Source organism: Blastococcus sp. SYSU DS1024 (assembly GCF_054050795.1).
In genome coordinates, this window is record NZ_JBJHAA010000001.1 from 95,421 (window position 1) to 111,898 (window position 16,478).

16 protein-coding genes are annotated in these 16,478 nt (G+C 76.1%); 5 read left to right on the forward strand and 11 right to left on the reverse strand.

Annotation, left to right across the window (positions count from 1 at the left end; translation table 11 throughout):
- The first annotated feature begins 114 nt into the window (after positions 1-114).
- A complete protein-coding gene (locus tag ACI79S_RS00510; RefSeq protein WP_456591485.1) occupies positions 115-873 on the forward strand; it encodes a vWA domain-containing protein in 759 nt (252 codons plus the stop codon).
- Between the two features lie 26 nt (positions 874-899).
- Here ACI79S_RS00510 and ACI79S_RS00515 read toward each other — a convergent pair whose 3' ends face one another.
- The 5 genes from ACI79S_RS00515 to ACI79S_RS00535 form a co-directional block, all read right to left on the reverse strand.
- A complete protein-coding gene (locus ACI79S_RS00515) occupies positions 900-1,574 on the reverse strand; it encodes a hypothetical protein (protein ID WP_456591486.1) in 675 nt (224 codons plus the stop codon).
- 111 nt (positions 1,575-1,685) lie between these two features.
- On the reverse strand, positions 1,686-2,231 hold the full coding sequence (locus ACI79S_RS00520; protein ID WP_456591487.1) for an MOSC domain-containing protein: 546 nt from the start codon (positions 2,229-2,231) through the stop codon (positions 1,686-1,688).
- A 32-nt stretch (positions 2,232-2,263) separates the two neighbouring features.
- On the reverse strand, positions 2,264-3,385 hold the full coding sequence (locus ACI79S_RS00525) for an XdhC family protein (protein ID WP_456591488.1): 1,122 nt from the start codon (positions 3,383-3,385) through the stop codon (positions 2,264-2,266).
- Positions 3,378-4,472, reverse strand: coding sequence for a vWA domain-containing protein (locus tag ACI79S_RS00530; RefSeq protein ID WP_456591489.1), 1,095 nt, complete (start codon positions 4,470-4,472; stop codon positions 3,378-3,380). The genes ACI79S_RS00525 and ACI79S_RS00530 overlap by 8 nt, the downstream gene beginning before the upstream one ends.
- A gap of 76 nt (positions 4,473-4,548) precedes the next feature.
- Entirely contained in the window at positions 4,549-5,436 is an 888-nt protein-coding gene (locus ACI79S_RS00535) for an AAA family ATPase (protein ID WP_456591490.1), read from the reverse strand.
- Between the two features lie 72 nt (positions 5,437-5,508).
- On the opposite strand from ACI79S_RS00535, the gene ACI79S_RS00540 reads away from it, so the two are divergent.
- The gene (locus ACI79S_RS00540) at positions 5,509-6,804 is read left to right on the forward strand and encodes a M18 family aminopeptidase (protein WP_456591491.1); all 1,296 of its coding nucleotides are present in this window, start codon (positions 5,509-5,511) and stop codon (positions 6,802-6,804) included.
- A 91-nt stretch (positions 6,805-6,895) separates the two neighbouring features.
- Here ACI79S_RS00540 and ACI79S_RS00545 read toward each other — a convergent pair whose 3' ends face one another.
- Positions 6,896-7,681 carry a DUF2382 domain-containing protein gene (locus ACI79S_RS00545; protein ID WP_456591492.1) on the reverse strand — a complete coding sequence of 262 codons (786 nt, stop codon included), beginning with the start codon at positions 7,679-7,681 and terminating at the stop codon, positions 6,896-6,898.
- 331 nt (positions 7,682-8,012) lie between these two features.
- On the opposite strand from ACI79S_RS00545, the gene ACI79S_RS00550 reads away from it, so the two are divergent.
- The gene (locus ACI79S_RS00550) at positions 8,013-8,843 is read left to right on the forward strand and encodes a DUF3097 domain-containing protein (protein ID WP_456591493.1); all 831 of its coding nucleotides are present in this window, start codon (positions 8,013-8,015) and stop codon (positions 8,841-8,843) included.
- An 85-nt stretch (positions 8,844-8,928) separates the two neighbouring features.
- Here the strand turns inward: ACI79S_RS00550 and ACI79S_RS00555 are convergent, their stop codons facing one another.
- Genes ACI79S_RS00555 through ACI79S_RS00565 form a run of 3 tightly spaced genes read right to left on the reverse strand, consistent with a single transcriptional unit; the run spans position 8,929 to position 12,963 of the window.
- A complete protein-coding gene (locus ACI79S_RS00555; protein ID WP_456591494.1) occupies positions 8,929-11,571 on the reverse strand; it encodes a hypothetical protein in 2,643 nt (880 codons plus the stop codon).
- Positions 11,519-12,295 (reverse strand): ABC transporter ATP-binding protein, encoded by a 777-nt coding sequence (locus tag ACI79S_RS00560; RefSeq protein WP_456591495.1) that lies wholly within the window; start codon positions 12,293-12,295, stop codon positions 11,519-11,521. Before ACI79S_RS00560 ends, ACI79S_RS00555 begins: the two co-directional genes overlap by 53 nt.
- Positions 12,292-12,963 (reverse strand): PadR family transcriptional regulator, encoded by a 672-nt coding sequence (locus ACI79S_RS00565; RefSeq protein WP_456591496.1) that lies wholly within the window; start codon positions 12,961-12,963, stop codon positions 12,292-12,294. The genes ACI79S_RS00560 and ACI79S_RS00565 overlap by 4 nt, the downstream gene beginning before the upstream one ends.
- A gap of 48 nt (positions 12,964-13,011) precedes the next feature.
- Between ACI79S_RS00565 and ACI79S_RS00570 the strand changes: the two genes are divergently transcribed.
- The gene (locus ACI79S_RS00570) at positions 13,012-13,893 is read left to right on the forward strand and encodes a hypothetical protein (RefSeq protein WP_456591497.1); all 882 of its coding nucleotides are present in this window, start codon (positions 13,012-13,014) and stop codon (positions 13,891-13,893) included.
- The gene (locus tag ACI79S_RS00575; RefSeq protein ID WP_456591498.1) at positions 13,890-14,279 is read left to right on the forward strand and encodes a GntR family transcriptional regulator; all 390 of its coding nucleotides are present in this window, start codon (positions 13,890-13,892) and stop codon (positions 14,277-14,279) included. The genes ACI79S_RS00570 and ACI79S_RS00575 overlap by 4 nt, the downstream gene beginning before the upstream one ends.
- Positions 14,280-14,292: 13 nt before the next feature.
- Here ACI79S_RS00575 and ACI79S_RS00580 read toward each other — a convergent pair whose 3' ends face one another.
- Both ACI79S_RS00580 and ACI79S_RS00585 read right to left on the reverse strand, forming a co-directional pair.
- The gene (locus ACI79S_RS00580; RefSeq protein WP_456591499.1) at positions 14,293-15,132 is read right to left on the reverse strand and encodes an aldo/keto reductase; all 840 of its coding nucleotides are present in this window, start codon (positions 15,130-15,132) and stop codon (positions 14,293-14,295) included.
- Positions 15,133-15,205: 73 nt separating this feature from the next.
- Positions 15,206-16,444, reverse strand: a complete 1,239-nt coding sequence (locus tag ACI79S_RS00585) for an MFS transporter (RefSeq protein WP_456591500.1) — start codon at positions 16,442-16,444, stop codon at positions 15,206-15,208.
- Between the last annotated feature and the right edge of the window lie 34 nt (positions 16,445-16,478).

Consider the following 16,478-nt stretch of genomic DNA (forward strand, 5'->3'; position numbering starts at 1 on the left):
GACGAGCTCTCGCGCAGCAACCCGGACTTCGACACCGTCTCACCGGAGGCGGGGACCCTGGACGCCGAGGCCGTCGCCGACCTGACCGCCCGCGATCCGGACGCCGCCGCCCGGGTGCTCGCCGCGGCGGCCCGGGCTTTCGACCCGCGGCTGCGCGCGTCCGCGCGGGCACTCGCAGCACGGCTGCCCCTGGGCAACCCGCGCATCGGCACCCCCGACCGCCCCGGCACCAGCCGGATGGTCACCCGGCGCGACCCGACCGGTTCGGACGTCGACCTCGACGCGACGCTGGCCGCGCGGGGAGCCGAGCCCCGCTGGCGCGCCGAGCACCTGCACACGAGGGGCTGGCGCTCCACCGGTCGCGCGGTGGTCCTGCTCGTCGACGCATCGGGATCGGTGGCCGGGGACGAGCTCGCCGCCGCGGTGCTCACGGCGTCGGCCCTGGCCCAGCGCATGCGGCCGGGCGACGAACTCGGCGTCATCGCCTTCTGGTCGAGGGCCGTGGTGCTGCGCCGCCTGTCGGCCGATCCCCGCGCGGACGTCGTCGTCGACCGGCTCTGCGACCTCAGGGGTGGGGGCACGACCGACCTCGAGCTGGCGCTGCGGACGGCGGCGACGCAGCTCGCGCGCTCCCGCGCCGCCGACCGCCACGTGCTGCTGCTCTCCGACGGCGTCGCGACCGACAGCCCCGACCCGGTGGACGCCGCGGCCGCGCTGGCTCGCGTGCCAGCGCGGCTCCAGGTGCTCGCGCTGTCGGCCGAGGACGAGGCGATGACCTCCTGCACCACCCTCGCCGCCGCCGGCGGCGGCAGGGTCGCCCCGCTGCACCGGGTGTCGCAGGCCCCGTCAGCGGTCCGGGCGCTGCTGGGCTGACCGGCGCGACGCCGGGACAGCAGGCGTCAGGAGACGCCCATCATCGACATGAGGTCGATGGGGTCGGCGGGGGCGGAGATCTCCTCCTCCTCACCGAACCGGCTGAAGCTGACCGTGCCCGAGCCGCCCTCGCCGGTCGTGACCTGCAGCGGGTAGGCCGGCTCGTCGTCGGCGACGAACAACCGGCTGCCGTCCTCCTGCTCGACGACCACCACGTCCTCGCCGTCGAGCTCCTCGGAGCTGACCTCCTCGGCGATCTCGCTCTCCGGGTCGCGGAACTGCTCGACGAAACCGTCGACGGAGATCTCCTCGAACTCGGCCACCGCCTCACCGGGGACGATCACCCAGCGGCCGTCGAACTGGGAGGCCATCTCCGCCGGCATGCCGAAGGAGGTCCAGAAGTCCGGCGGCGCCTGCAGGTACACCTCGCCGTCGACCCGGAGCAGCTCAATCTCGGACCCGCCCATGGTCACCGAGCCGGTGACGTCGTCGCCCTGCAGGTGCAGGTCGAGCTCCCCCTCCTCGCCGCCCTCCGCCATGGTGCCGGCGACGTGGAACGAACCGGCCTCCTCCAGGGCGTCGGCGGCCGCGTCGGCGACCTCGGGCCCGGTCATGCCGTCGAGCGGGCTGCTGCTCCCGCAGGCGGTGAGGAGCAGGGCGCCGGCGGTGGCGACGGCGAGCTGGTGGATGCGCATGCGCACGGGACGACCTCCGGAGTACACGTCTCCGGATCTGGGACGTCCGGCCGGACGGCAATACTGCGGGGCGCGCAGCGCGACCGCCAGCAGCCGGTGCGCCCGGCGTGTCGCAGGTCAGCGCCGACCTGGCACCAGGGAGCGGGCCCGCCCGGCCGTGGCGGGGTCCAGCGGCACGGCGCTGCTCAGGACGGCGGGCCCCAGCTCGAGCCGGCCGTCGGAGAGCGCCGCGCAGCGCACTCCCCCGCGACCGCGCAGCCCGCGGTGCGCGCCGGGCGCGAGGACCAGGTCCATCCAGGCGCACGGGTTCGCCGCCCGACCGCCGCGCAGCAGCACCGGCCCCGTGCCGCAGTCCAGCGCGAACTCGCGGCCGCGGAGCGCCTCCACCTCGGCGCCCCGCAGCACCACGTTCCGCCGGGCCAGCAGCGGGTCGAACGGCGGGGCGCCCAGCTCGGCGGCGAGCGACTCCAGCGACTCCACCGCCAGGACGGTGACCTGGGCGTCCCGGTGGGCCGGCCGCCCGGCGTACCGGTCGCCGACGATGCCGACCCCCGCCCGGATCTCCAGCCGCTCCCGCCGGTCGTCGGCCTGCTCCGGCACCGCCCCGCCCGGGCGGCCGTCGTACCGGTGCACCGGCGAGGCCAGCAGCCCCACGACCTCCACGCCGTAGCGGAACGGGAGCGCGGAGACGTCCCTCAGCGGTCGGCCGTCTCGTGGATGGGGCCCGACACCTCGGCCAGCCGCCGCCCGCTGCCGCCCCACCGGCCCTGGATGATCTCCGCGGCGATCGACACCGCCGTCTCCTCCGGCGTGCGGGCGCCGAGGTCCAGGCCGATCGGCGAGGAGAGCCGGGCCAGCTCGTCGTCGCCCAGCCCCGCCTCGCGCAGCCGCGCCAGGCGCTCGTCGTGGGTGCGCCGCGAGCCCATCGCCCCGACGTAGGCGACCGGGGTGCGCAGCGCCACCTCCAGCAGCGGGACGTCGAACTTCGGGTCGTGGGTGAGCACGCAGAGCACCGTCCGCTCGTCGATGCGCCCGGCGTCGACCTCCGCCTGCAGGTAGCGGTGCGGCCACTCGACCACCACCTCGTGCGCCTCCGGGAACCGCTTGGGTGTGGCGAACACCGGCCGGGCGTCGCAGACGGTGACCCGGTAGCCGAGGAACGCCCCCACCCGGGCGACCGCGGCGGCGAAGTCGATGGCGCCGAACACCACCATGCGGGCGGCCGGGGCGAAGGAGTTGATGAACAGGGTGAGGTCGTCGCCGCGCCGCTCGCCGTCGTGCCCCACGTGCAGCAGCCCGGTGCGGCCGCCGGCGAGCATGCCGCGGGCGTCGTCGGCGACGGCGTGGTCCAGCCGCTGCGAGCCCAGCGTCCCCGAGGACCGGTCCGGCCAGAGCACCAGGCGGCGCCCCAGCCGGTCGTCGGGGCCGGCCACCACGGTGACGACGGCGACCGGCTCGTGCCGGCCCACCGACTCCGCGACCTCGCCCAGCTCGGGGAAGGACTCGCGCGACACCGCCTCCACGAAGACGTCGAGGATCCCGCCGCAGGTCAGCCCGACGGCGAAGGCGTCGTCGTCGCTGACCCCGTAGCGGCGCAGCACCGGCTCGCCGGTGTCGACAGCGTCCTTCGCCTCCTCGTAGACCGCGCCCTCGACGCAGCCGCCGGAGACGCTGCCCACCGCCGTGCCGTCCGGCCCCACCAGCATCGATGCGCCGGCGGGCCGCGGCGCCGAGCGCCAGGTGCCCACCACGGTGCCCACGCCGACGGTCTCCCCCGCCTGCCACCAGCCCACCAGGTCGTCCAGAACGTCACGCATGCGCTATCACTCCCGACAGCTCCTCGAACGCGGCCATGCTGTGCCCGGCCACGAAGTGGTCCACCGACGGCAGCGCCGCCTGCATCCCGCCGGTGAGGGGCTCGTACCCCGTCCGGCCCTTGTGCGGGTTGACCCAGACGACGGCGTGCGCGAGCCGCCGCAGCCGGGCCATCTGCTCCCGGAGCAGCTCGGTGTCCCCGCGCTCCCAGCCGTCGCTGCAGACGACCACCACGGCGCCGCGCGCGGTGCCGCGCTGGCCCCACCGGTCGAGGAAGGCCTTGAGCACCTCGCCGAGCCGGGTCCCGCCCGACCAGTCCGGGATCGCCTGCCCGCCCGCGGCGAGCGCCCGGTCGGGGTCGCGCAGCCGCAGCTCGCGGGTGACCCGGGTCAGCCGGGTGCCGATCGTGAACACCTCGGTCGACGCCGGCCGGGCCCGCACCGCGACGTGGGCGAACCGCAGCAGCGCGTCCGCGTACGGGGTCATCGACCCGGAGACGTCGACCAGCAGCACGACCCGGCGGGCGCGCGGCCGTGCGCGGCGGTGCACCAGCCGGGTGATCTCCCCGCCGTCGCGCAGCGCCCGCCGCACCGTCCGGGCCGGGTGCACCCCGCCGTGGGCCGCCGGGCGCCGCCGCCGCGCCGGGCGCATCGGCGCAGCCGGCACCAGCAGGGCGAACAGCCGGCGCAGGTGCGCGCGCTCGGCGTCGGTCAGCCCGGCCACGTCCCGGTGTCGCAGCACCTCGTCGGCGCTCGCCCGCGCGGCCAGGTCGGGGGTGTCGGTGTCGTCGTCACCCTCGCCGCTGCCCGAATCCAGCGGCGCGCTCGCGGCCAGCCGCGGCGGCACCTGCGCGCTCGGCGGCGCCGGCCGCGGCCGCCGCCCGGAGAACCAGGCGAGGAAGGCGGCGTCGTAGCGGTCCAGGTCGTCCGGGCCCGAGCAGAGCGTCAGCCGCCCGGCCCAGTAGACGGCGGACGGCGCGAGGACGTCGAGGTGGTCCAGCGCGCCGAGCATCGCCTCGACCCGGTCCGGCGAGGCGGCCACGCCGGCGTGCCGCAGCGTGCGGGCGAAGCCCAGCACGGTGTCGACCACATCGCGACGTGCTGGAACGGCCCCGTCCGGAGGCTCGCCCTGAGCCTGCGAAGGGTGAGGGGGACGGGGTCCTCTCTCAGCCACCGAAGAGGGCCTCCGGCGCCAGCGACCGGACCCGCTCGGTGTCCTCCCGGTACTTCAGCACCGCCCCGAGCGTGCGGGCCGCGAGATCGGGGTCGAGGTCCCGGGCGCCCAGCGTGTGCAGCGCCGTCGCCCAGTCCATGGCTTCCGCGACGCCCGGCGGCTTGAGCAGGTCGAGGGTGCGCAGCGTCGACGTCGCCCGGGCCACCTGCCGGGCCAGCTGCTCGGTCACCTCCGGCAGCCGGCGGCGCAGGATCGCCACCTCGCGGTCGAAGTCCGGGTGCGCCAGCCAGTGGTAGAGGCAGCGGCGCTTGAGCGCGTCGTGCACCTCGCGCGTGCGGTTGGAGGTGAGGACGACCAGCGGCGGCGTCTGCGCGCGCACCGTCCCCAGCTCGGGGATGGAGATGGTGAAGTCGCTCAGCACCTCGAGCAGGAACGCCTCGAACTCGTCGTCGGCACGATCCACCTCGTCGACGAGCAGCACGCTCGGTGAGTCCTCCAGCGCCTGCAGCAGCGGTCGCGCCAGGAGGAACCGGCGGTCGTAGAGGGAGGCCTCCAGGCTCGCCGGGTCGTCGGCGGCGTGCGCGGCCTCAGCGGCCCGCAGGTGCAGCAGCTGGCGGCCGAAGTCCCAGTCGTAGAGCGCCTGGCTGGCCTCGAGCCCCTCGTAGCACTGCAGCCGGTAGAGCGGCCGGCCGGTGATCTGCGCCAGGGCCTGGGCGAGCGCGGTCTTCCCGACGCCGGCCTCGCCCTCGAGGAACAGCGGTCGGTGCATGACCAGCGCCAGATGGGCGGCGGTGACCAGCCCCTCGTCGGCGAGGTACCCCGTGCCCTCCAGGGCGGCGGACAGCTCGTCGGGGCTCCCGGGGACCGTGCGCGCGCTCACAGGGCGAGCATCCCACCCGGGCGCTTCCTCCCGCGCGCCCGCCGCTACCCGGGCGTCGGGCACCATGGCCGCATGCCGACGCCGGATGCCGCCCCGACCGACGAGCTCGCCCTCGGCGACGACCTGCGCGCCTTCGTCGACGCCTCGCCCTCCCCCGCCCACGCGGTCGCCGAGCTGGCGCGCCGGCTGCGCGCCGCCGGGTTCGCCGAGCTGTCCGAGGCCGACTCCTGGGCGCCGGCGCCCGGGGGCCAGCACTTCGTGGTCCGGCACGGCAGCCTGATCGCCTTCCGGATGGGCAGCGGCCCGCTCGCCGAGACCGGGATGCGGCTGGTCGGCGCGCACACCGACTCGCCGACGTTCAAGGTGCGGCCGCGCAGCGAGGTCCGGCAGTCGGGGTACCGGCTGGTCGGCGTCGAGCCCTACGGCGGCGGGCTGTGGCACACCTGGCTGGACCGGGAGCTGACCGTGGCCGGGCGCCTGGCGCTGCGTGGCGGCGCCACCAGCCTCGTCCGGCTGCCCGGAGCCCCGCTGCGGCTGCCGTCCCTGGCCATCCACCTGGACCGCAGCGTCCGGGAGGGGCTGACCCTCGACCCGCAGCAGCACCTGGTGCCGGTGTGGGACCGCGACCTGGGCACCGGGCCGGGGCTCACCGAGGCCCTGGCCACCGCGGCCGGGGTGGACGCCGGCGACGTCGTCGGCGCCGACCTGGTGCTGGCCGACACCCAGCCGGCGTCGCGTGCCGGGGCGGACGGCACGTGGGTGGCCGCCCCCCGGCTCGACGACCTGGCCTGCTGCCACTCCGGGCTGCTGGCGCTGCTGGCCGCACCGGCCGGGGCACGCACGCAGCTGCTGGTCTGCAACGACCACGAGGAGGTGGGCAGCGGCTCCATGTCCGGCGCCCGCGGCAGCTTCCTCGAGGACGTCGTCCAGCGGCTGGCCGCGGCGACCGATCCGGCGGATGCGCAGGCGGTGCACCGCGCGCTGGCCCGCTCCGTGCTGGTGTCGGCCGACATGGCCCACGCCGTGCACCCGACGCGCGCCGAGCGGCACGAGCCGGCGCACCGGCCGGAGCTCGGAGGCGGGCCCGTGCTGAAGGTGAACGCCAACCAGGCCTACGCCACCGACGCGGCCTCCGGCGGCTGGTTCACCGAGCGCTGCGACTCCGCCGGCGTGCCGGTGCAGACGTTCGTCACCCGGGCCGACCTCCCGTGCGGCAGCACGATCGGCCCGCTGACCGCGACCCGGCTGGGCGTCGCGACGGTCGACATCGGCGCGCCCATGCTCGCCATGCACTCGTGCCGCGAGCTGGCGTCGGCCCGCGACGTCCCGCTGATGGTCGGCGCGCTGACCGCCTGCCTGCGCGACTGACCTGCTCCGCGCACGACAACGGCGGCCGACCGGAGTCTGGTCTCGGTCGGCCGCCGTGCGTCAGTGCCCCGGCGCGCGCGCCGGGAGCGGGTCACATGCGCCGGTTGTCGTCGGCGCCGTCGACCTCGACCTGCTCCTTGCGCACGTCGGCGCTGACCGTCTCCTGGTCGGTGACGGTCTCCTTGTCCAGCCGGACGCGCTCGACCGGCACCGCCTCCTTGGCGACGACCGGCTTCTCGGCGTGGAGGGTCACCTCGTGCTCCTCCTCGCTGATGGCCGGCCCGTCCATCGCCTTGCCGGCGTTGGCGTCCGTGATCGGCTCGCGCTCGACCCGGACCTCCTCGTGGGACACGGGGACGGTCTCGGTCACGTTCTCGCTCACGACGTACTTCCGCAGGCGGGCGCGGCCGGTCTCCTCGCGGCGGGTACCGACGTCCAGCCGCTCCTCCGAGCGGGTCATGGCGTCGTCCGTGGTGGGGCCGGACGTGTCGCGGCCGACGGTGTCGGTGCGGCCGGTGGTCCCGGCGACGCCGGTGTCCGTGCGGCCGGTCGTCCCGGTCGTGCCCGTGCCCATGCCGTAGTACCGGTAGAGCTCCTCCTCCTCCTGCGGGGAGAGGTGACCGTCGGTGTCGATCTTGGGCGCGTCCTTGACGCGGTCCTTGCTCACCGGTACGCGGAGACCGTCGTCGGTCAGGTCGGCGTCACGGATGGGGACGAAGGACTCCTTGGTGCCGAACAGCCCGGTGCGGACGGTCACCCACTCGGGCTGGCCGGTCTCGTCGTCGAGGTAGACCTCGGAGGCCGACCCGATCTTGCTGCCGGTCTCGTCGTAGACGTCCTGGCCGATCACTCGGCTGATGGTCTCGGTGCCGATCATCGTCGTTGTCGCTCCTATCTGAGCTCGGGGATGTTCGTCCCTCCGATGGGTGACCGGCACGGTCGCGACGAAACGAGTCGATCGAGATCAACAGCGGCCCGGCCCCGCCCGCAGCGCTCCGCCCGGCCCGGTTCCGGAGCTCAGCTCGGCCTCCGGAACGGCCATCGGCGCAGGTCACGCGGCGTATCGGTCGCACACCACCGGATGACCCGTTGCCCACGGCAACGGCCGTAGCGGGTCTAACCCTGAGTGATTTGGAACTGCCCGGGCGTGTCGTCCGGGATCGGTCCGGCACGCGGGTCGGCGCGTCGCTCACAAGGGTGCCGACGGCATGCCTAGCGTCGTCGGCGTGCCTCCCCGTTCGCCGTACGACGACCTGGTCCACCCCCGCACCGTCAAGAAGCCGACCCCCGAGGTCGAGGCCCTCAAGGACGTCGTCGTCGAGGACCCCAGCAGCGGCTTCGTCGGCGCCGTGGTGCGCTGCGAGAAGGACGTCGTCCACCTCGAGGACCGGTTCGGCCGCGTGCGCGCCTACCCGCTCGGCCCGGGGTTCTGGGTCGACGGCCGCCCGGTCCGGCTCGTGCGGCCGAAGCAGAACGCGCCCTCGGGCCCGCAGCGCAGCGCCTCGGGGTCGACCTACGTCGTCGGCGCCCGCGCCCGCGTCGCCCGCGAAGGGCGCATCTACGTGGAGGGCAAGCACGACGCCGAGCTCGTCGAGAAGGTCTGGGGCCACGACCTGCGCATCGAGGGCGTGGTCGTGGAGCCGCTGCACGGCGTCGACGACCTGCCCGGCATCGTCCGCGACTTCCGGCCGTCGTCCGGGCGGCGGCTGGGCGTGCTCGTCGACCACCTGGTGACCGGCTCCAAGGAGTCCCGCATCGCCGCGCAGATCACCGGCGACCACGCGCTCGTCGTGGGGCACCCGTTCATCGACATCTGGCAGGCGGTGAAGCCCTCCGTCGTCGGGATCAAGGCCTGGCCGGCCGTGCCCAAGGGTGAGGACTGGAAGACCGGCGTCTGCAAGCGGCTGGGCTGGGAGGACGACACCGGCTACGTGTGGGCGCAGCGCATCCTGGCCCGGGTGAAGGTCTGGACCGACCTCGAGCCCACCCTCATCGGCCGGGTCGAGGAGCTCATCGACTTCGTCACGACAGATGGATGATCAGGTGGCCTGATCGTTCCGGGCCCTGGCTCACCGTCGACAGTGAGCCAGGACCCCGAACGGTGAGCCAGGATGCCGGTCGGCGTCACCCGTCGAGGCGCGACACCATGGGCAACCGGGACCGGACGACCAGCCCGGTGACGACGACGGCGAGCAGCGGCACCCCCGCGCCGACCCCGCCGAGCAGCAGCCAGGGAACGTCGATGAGCGGCCGCGCGCCCGCGCCGACGTCGGTGCTGGTGAGCGGGTAGGCGACGGCGATCCCCGGCCCGATCCCCACCAGCAGGCCGAGCAGCGCCCCGCCGACGCCGATGACCGCCGCCGACCCCATCGCGATGAGCCGGCGGGTGCGGGGCGCCGCGCCGAGCGTCGCGAGATCGGGCCGCGCGTCGGCGAGCGCGAGGCCGGTGGCGGTCAGGGTGGCCGCCAGGACCAGCACGCCACCGACGGCGAACAGCAGGAGGCGGCCGATGGCGAGGGCGTCGGTCCAGCCGCGCTCCACGTAGACGTACGCCTGCAGCGACAGCGCGTTCACCGCCTCGGTCAGCCGCCGCTCCTCGGACGGGGAGACGGGCGCGTCCGGGCCCCCGATCACCAGCGAGGTCGTCGTCACCGGCACCGGCAGCCGGTCGGCCAGCTCCGGCGGCACGACCACCAGCGCGGGCACCTGCAGCTGCGCCACCCCGGAGACGTCGATCCGGGTCGCGGGCAGCGCCACACGGCCGAGCTCCACCTCACGGGTCCCGTCCCACATCGTCCCCCGGAGCGTCAGCTCCCCGGCGGGGTCGACCGCACCGGAACCGAAGACCACCACCCGGCCCGCCTGGAGCGCGGCGCGCACCTCCTCGCGCCAGTGGTCCCCGCTCGCCGCGGCCGCCGTGACGGCGTCCGCCACGACGACGTCGCCGCCGAAGGTGGGCATGATCCAGCCGACGTCCTCGGGGAACCAGCCGCACTCCGCCGGGCTCCCGGGGCAGTCCGCCGCCACCGGCGACAGCGAGGGCGCCGCCTCGCCCGGTTCCTCCGCCTGCACCACCGACCGCACGCGGCCGACCGGATGGCCGGGCAGCTGCTCCGCCACGACCCCCTCGACGGCGGCCCAGCCCTCCTCGCCGGCCTGGAAGACGCTGACCAGGGCCGCACCCATCGGCGCCTGCGGGACGTAGTCGCGGCGGGCCTGGGCGCTGTCGCTCTGGCTGCCGATGGCCATCGTCGTCACGGCGGCGACGGTGGCCATGACGGCGGCGACGGCGGAGGCGGTGCGGGTCCGGTTGCGGGTGGCGTCCCGGACCGCGATGAGCCCAGGGGTCGGCAGCCACCGGGCCAACGGGGCGAGCAGCCCGATCAGCCACGGCGTCGTCATAACCGCGCCGGCGACGAGCAGCACCGCGCCGGCGGCCACGCCGAACTCGTCCCCCTGCGCGCCGAGCACGGTCAGCACCGCGCCTGCCGCAACGGCGACCATCCCCAGCACTGGCAGCCGCCAGGAGGTGCGCACCTGACCGCGGCGGCCGGCGAGCGCGGGGACGATGTCGGTCCGGGCGGCCTGCGCCGCCGGGACGGCGGAGGCGGCCAGCCCGGCGAGCAGGCCGGTGGCGACGACGGCCAGGACGTGGAGCGGCGCGACGTCGAACGGACCGAACCGCACGTCGGCCCGGTCGGCGATCAGCGGGACCGCCAGAAACGCCAGCCCGATGCCCAGCAGGGCGCCACCGGTCGCCGCTCCGCCGCCGAGCACGACGCCCGAGGCCAGCACGGTCCGCCGCAAGTCTGCGGGGCTCCCGCCGGCGGCGGCCAGCAGGGCGAGGTCGCGCCGCTGCCGCCGGAGCCCCACCGCGAAGGCCGGCCCGGCGAGCAGCACGACCTCGAGCAGGATGCCGACCACGATCAGCGCCAGCACGGCCACCTCGGCGGTGTTCGGGCCGCTCGCCGCGACGTCCGACCGGTACTCCCCCGCGGGGGGCGGATCGGCCACCACGGCCCGCGAGACGACGGCGAGGCCCGCGGCGTTGAGCTCGCGCACGGCCGGCCACGCCAGCTCGCCGGGCACCGAGACGTAGAACTCGCTGCTGGGCGAGCGCAGCAGGTCGGCCGACGGCGGCGCCACGACGACGAGGTCGTCGCGCCCGCCGGCGCCCGGCGCGACGATCCCGACGACCGTCAGCGGAACGTCCTCCGGCGTCACCTCGAGGTCGTCCCCGAGCGCGACGCCGGCGCGGTCGGCGACCCTGCCGCTCACCGCGACCTCGTCCGTCGTCGTCGGCGCACGCCCCTCCACCACCTCGACGGCGCCGTCCCGGATCGGCCGGCCGAGGTCGTCGGCGTAGGCGGGAACGTCGGCGTAGCCCACCCCGGTCCGGTAGGCGATCCGGCCGACGGTGCGCTCGACGACCTCCGCGCCGTCCGGCAGCAGGGCGCGGACCTCGGCCGCGGACCACGGCCGCGCATCGTCGTCCGGCTCGTGGACCAGCGGCTCGCCGGTGAGCGGGTCGGCCTCGATCGGCCCGCGGGCGACCCCCTCGATGCGCGCGTCCGCCGCGCCCAGCGTCCACGGCAGCGACTCGCCGGGGCCGATCTGCCAGGTGCGCAGCAGCGTGTCGGCACCGACGACGACGAGGACGGGCAGCCCGACCATCACCAGCACGAGGGCGGTGCGGCCGCGGTGCCGCCGCGCGTCACGGCGGGCGATGCGCAGCGCGAGGCGCCAGCGCGTCAGCCTGCCGCTCACCCGACGCCGCCGGCGGGCAGCAGCGACTCCGCCGCCGCGGCCGGCCCGCTCTGGTCGACGACGACGCCGTCCCGCAGGAAGACCACCCGGTCGGCCCAGGGGCGTGCCGGGCCTCGTGGGTGACCAGCACGCCGGCGGCCCCGGCCTCGCAGCGGCCGCGCAGCACCCGCAGCACCTCCTCGCCGGTGGTCGAGTCCAGGGCGCCGGTGGGCTCGTCGGCGAGCAGCAGCCGGCGCGGGCCGACGAGCGCGCGGGCGATCGCCACCCGCTGCTGCTGCCCGCCGGACATCTCGTCGGGGAAGCGCCCGGCCAACGCGCCCGCCCCCACCTCGTCCAGCGCCTCCCGGGCCGCGCGCCGCGCCATCCCGCCCCGGACGCCGTCCAGCTCCAGCGGCAGGGCGACGTTCTCGACGGCCGACAGGGACGGCAGCAGGTTGAGGTCCTGGAAGACGTAGCCGACGCTGCGGCGGCGGACCGCCGCCACCTGGGCCGGGGCGAGGGTGGCCAGGTCGCGGCCCTCGACGACGACGGCGCCCGTCGTCGGGCTGTCCAGCCCGCCGGCGAGGTGCAGCAGGGTGGACTTGCCCGAGCCCGACGGCCCCATGACGGCGACCAGCTCCCCCGGGTGGACGGCGAGGTCCACCCCGCGCAACGCCTGGACGACGACGTCGCCCTGCCGGTGCTCGCGGGTCACCCCGGACAGCCGCAGCACCGCCTCGCTCATCGCCGGCCCCGCTTCCCGGCCGGAACGGCATCGGGCGCCGGAGCCGGTGCCCCGGTCGCCGCACCACGTCGCTCGGCCGCCGCGCGGGCGACCCGGGCCTCGCAGTGGTCGAGCCAGCGGATCTCGGCCTCCGCCCGGAAGACCAGCGAGTCCAGGACCAGGGACCACGCGAGGTCGCCGTCCCCCGTGGCGCGCGCCTTCAGCCGGGTGAGCTCCTGCAGGCCGGTCATGGTCGCGGTGCGCTGGGTCTGCACCACGTCCAGGACGTCGACCCCCGGCGTGGTGACCGCCAGCGCCAGCTTGATGGCCAGCTCGTCCCGCGGGGCGCCCTTGGGGCTCACCGGGGAGGCGAACCAGCCGCGCAGCTCGGCCTGGCCGACGTCGGTGATCCGGTAGGCGATCCGGCCGTCCGCGTCCGGCGGCCCGTCCTGGGCCACCAGCCCGTCGCGCTCGAGCCGGTCCAGCGTCGAGTAGACCTGCCCGACGTTCAGGGGCCAGGTGGCGCCGGTGGCCGCGTCGAACTCCGCGCGGAGCTGGTAGCCGTGGCTGGGGCCGCGCTCCAGGAGCGCGAGCAGACCGTGTCGGATGGACTGGATACGGAGTATGCATACGCAGTATGCGTCGGACAAGGAGTCGCCGCCCGGCTGTCTTGACAAGCCACCGGTCACGACGCCATTGTCTCAATGATCTGAGTCATTGAGTGTGTGGAGGTCCGCATGGCCGGTCTGTCGGTCCTGCTGCTGCTGGCGGCGGTCCTCACCGTGGTCGTCGGCGCGGGCATGGCACGCCGGTCCCCACCGAGCCGGGAGCAGGCGGTCGCGGCAGCGCGCAGGCACGCGGGCCGCACCGCGGCGGCGGCCTACGTGCTGGGTACGGCTGCCGCACTCGTCGTCCTGGCGGCCGAGGTGGGCAACACCTCGCCGGGCGGGCTCGGCGTCACCGTGCTGCTCACGCCCGTGACGTCCGGGGTCGTGCACGTCGTCGTCCTGGCGCTCGGCGAGCTGACCTGGCCGCGGCCGGCCGGGGAGGTGCGCCGGGCCCGGCTGGTCCGGCGGGGCCCGCTCGACGCGGCACCGCGGTGGCTGGTGCGCACCGCCGCAGCCGCCTTCGCCCTCGCCGCGGTGACCATCGCCGGTGGAGCCGTCCGCGCCGCGCCCGACGGGCGCAGCGTCACCTACGCCCCCGACGCCTTCTCCTCGGCCGCCGCGAGCCCCTTCCCGGGCCTCTTCTACGGCGGGCCGGCCGCGGCGGGCCTGCTCGCCCTCGCGGCCGCCGCCGCGCTGGCCCTCTGGGTCGTCGCCGTCCGCCCGGCCGTGGCCACCGAGGACGAGCGGATCGAGGACGCCCTGCGGCGCGCCTCCGCGCACCGGGTGCTGCGCGTCGCCGCCGGCGTCCCCCTGGTCGTCGCCGGGGGGCTCCTCCTCGTCGCCGGGACGGCGCTGCACGGCCTGAGCACCAGCTCCGCCGGCACGGGCTCGTGGGGCGGCGTGACCCTCGCGATGGCCCTCGTGGGCGTCGCGGCGATGCTCGGCGGCGTGGCCGTCGCCTGCTGGCGCGCCCCCGCGGTGCCGGCGGACCGCGCGCCGGCCCCGGCATGAGCGCGGCGCCACCGGCCGTCACCGTCGACGTCGGCAGCGCGGTCCCGCCGTACGAGCAGATCCGCAGCCAGATCGCCGCCGCGGTGCACGGCGGCCTGCTCCCCTCCGGCAGCCGGCTGCCGACGATGCGCGCGCTCGCCGCCGACCTGGGCGTGGCCGTCGGCACCGTCGCACGGGCCTACTCGGAGCTGGAGGCCGCCGGCCTGGTGGCCAGCCGGCGGCGCACGGGCACGGTCGTCACCGGCGCGGCGCCCCCGCCGCGCGTGCAGGAACGGATCCGCGCCGCGGCGGACGCGCTGGCCCGGACGGCACGCGAGGACGGCGTGGACGACGCGACCGTGCTGGCCGTCGTCCGCGCCGCCCTCGCGCGCGCTGCCACCGGCTGAGGCCGGCCCCGGCTCAGCCGGGGATGTAGTTGAAGGTGTCCGGGTCGGGGCCGGTGCGCTCGCCGCGGTCCAGACCGGTCAGCGTGGACATGTCCTCGCGCCCGAGCTCGAAGTCGAACAGGGCGAAGTTCTCCTCCATGCGCCCCCGGGAGGAGGACTTGGGGAAGACGACGTCGCCGCGCTGGATGTGCCACCGCAGGACGACCTGGGCCGGGGTGCGGCCGAGCCGCTCGGCGATCGCGGTGACGGCGGGGTCCCCGAGCACCTTGCCCTGCGCGATCGGCGACCAGGCCTCGGTGACGATCTCGTGCTCGGCGTCGAAGGCGCGCAGGGCATCCTGCGCCAGGTAGGGGTGCACCTCGATCTGGTTCACGGCCGGGGTGATCTCCGTGTCCGAGAACAGCCGGCGCAGGTGGTGCTCCTTGAAGTTGGAGACGCCGATCGCGCGGCAGCGGCCGTCGCGGTAGATCTCCTCCAGCGCCTTCCACGTCTCGACGTAGTCGACGTCGATGCCGGGCAGCGGCCAGTGGATGAGGAACAGGTCGAGGTAGTCGAAGCCGAGGTCGGCCATCGTCCGGTCGAAGGCGCGCAGCGCGTCGTCGCGGCGGTGGAAGCCGTTGTTCAGCTTGCTGGTCACGAAGATCTCGCCGCGGTCGACGCCGGAGCGGGCGACGGCCTCGCCGACCCCCTTCTCGTTGCCGTACATCTCGGCGGTGTCGATGTGCCGGTAGCCGACCTCGAGCGCGGTCGCCACGGTGTCGGCGGTCTGCTCGGGCGGCACCTGGTAGACGCCGAACCCCAGCTGCGGGATCTCGACGCCGTTGTTCAGTGCGAGGGAGGGCACGGTGGCCACAGGCTGATCCTTCCGGTTCGGGGAGGGGCCGCGAGCCGCACGGTCGGTCGTGCGCGATCGGCCCCGACCCCGCCTACCCGGTGGTGCGGTCCTCAACCAACTCCGCGGGGGCCGGGCGGTCCGCGACCAGCGCCGTCCCGCCCAGCGCGAGCAGGCCCGCGAGGGCGGCGGCGACCGCCGGCACGGCGAACGCCGCCTCGGCGCCCCAGGCGTCCACCGCGGCGCCCGCCAGCGCCGAGCCCACGGTGACGCCGAGGGTGAGGCCGGAGATGGTCCACGCCAGCGACTCGGTGAGCATGCCGGGCACGACCCGGGACTCCACGAGCGAGGTGCCCGACACGAGCACCGGGGCGATGGTCAGCCCCGCCAGGAACCCGCCACCGATGAGCACGGCCAGCGAGCCGACGCCCCACAGCAGCTGCGCGGCGAGGGCGAAGGCGACGGCCGTCGCCACGAACCGGGTGGCGAGCGTGCCGGGCAGCCGGGCCAGCCCGTAGACCAGCCCCGCCAGCAGGCTGCCCGCGGCGAAGACGGCCAGGGCCACCCCCGACAGCGCAGGCGCCCCCTCGGCCTCGGCGAAGCCCACGACCACGACGTCGATGGCGCCGAACACCGTCCCCACCGCGAGGTAGGTGACGACGACGACCAGCAGCGTGGGCGTCAGCACCGCCCACCACCGGACCGGGGACGGCCCGGCCACGGGGTGCGCAGGCGGGTCGGTGTCACGCAGGGCGGCCAGCCAGAGGCCTCCGACGGTGCCCAGGACGACGCCGGTGAGGAATCCGACCGGCGGGGCGACGAGGGTGGCCAGGAGCGTCACCAGCGGCGGCCCGACGACGAAGACCACCTCGTCGGCGACGGCCTCGAAGGCGAACGCCGTCTGCCGGCCCGCGGGGTCGAGCACCGCGGCCCACCGGGCGCGCACCAGCGACCCCACGTTGGGGCTGCTGCCCCCCACCGCCGCCGCGAGCACGAACCAGCTCCAGCGGGGCCCGCCCGCGACCACCGCCGCGACGAACCCGACGCCGGAGAGGGCGAAGGCGGCCATCGCCAGGCGCAGCACGGGGCTCTGACCGCGGCGGTCCATGGCCCGCGCCCACTGGGGCCCGGCGATGCCGTAGCTGAGGGCGAGGGCGCCCGAGACGGCGCCCGCGAGGCCGTAGCTGCCCGTCTCCTGCGAGACCAGGAGCACCGCGCCCAGGCCGAGCATGGGGGCGGGCAGCCGCCCCACCCACCCGGCCAGGGAGAACGCCACCGACCCCGGAACGGCGAAGAGGCGGCGGTAGGGGCTGAAGACGGTGCTGACCGACACGGTTCTCTCGCGCTTCCTGGCCACGGGCGAGTGC

Coding starts and splice junctions, on each gene's coding strand:
- ACI79S_RS00525 (WP_456591488.1), bottom strand. CDS start 3,385: ATGCGTGACGTTCTGGACGACCTGGTGGGCTGGTGGCAGGCGGGGGAG.
- ACI79S_RS00540 (WP_456591491.1), top strand. CDS start 5,509: ATGCCGACGCCGGATGCCGCCCCGACCGACGAGCTCGCCCTCGGCGAC.
- ACI79S_RS00545 (WP_456591492.1), bottom strand. CDS start 7,681: ATGATCGGCACCGAGACCATCAGCCGAGTGATCGGCCAGGACGTCTAC.
- ACI79S_RS00550 (WP_456591493.1), top strand. CDS start 8,013: ATGCCTAGCGTCGTCGGCGTGCCTCCCCGTTCGCCGTACGACGACCTG.
- ACI79S_RS00560 (WP_456591495.1), bottom strand. CDS start 12,295: ATGAGCGAGGCGGTGCTGCGGCTGTCCGGGGTGACCCGCGAGCACCGG.
- ACI79S_RS00570 (WP_456591497.1), top strand. CDS start 13,012: ATGGCCGGTCTGTCGGTCCTGCTGCTGCTGGCGGCGGTCCTCACCGTG.
- ACI79S_RS00575 (WP_456591498.1), top strand. CDS start 13,890: ATGAGCGCGGCGCCACCGGCCGTCACCGTCGACGTCGGCAGCGCGGTC.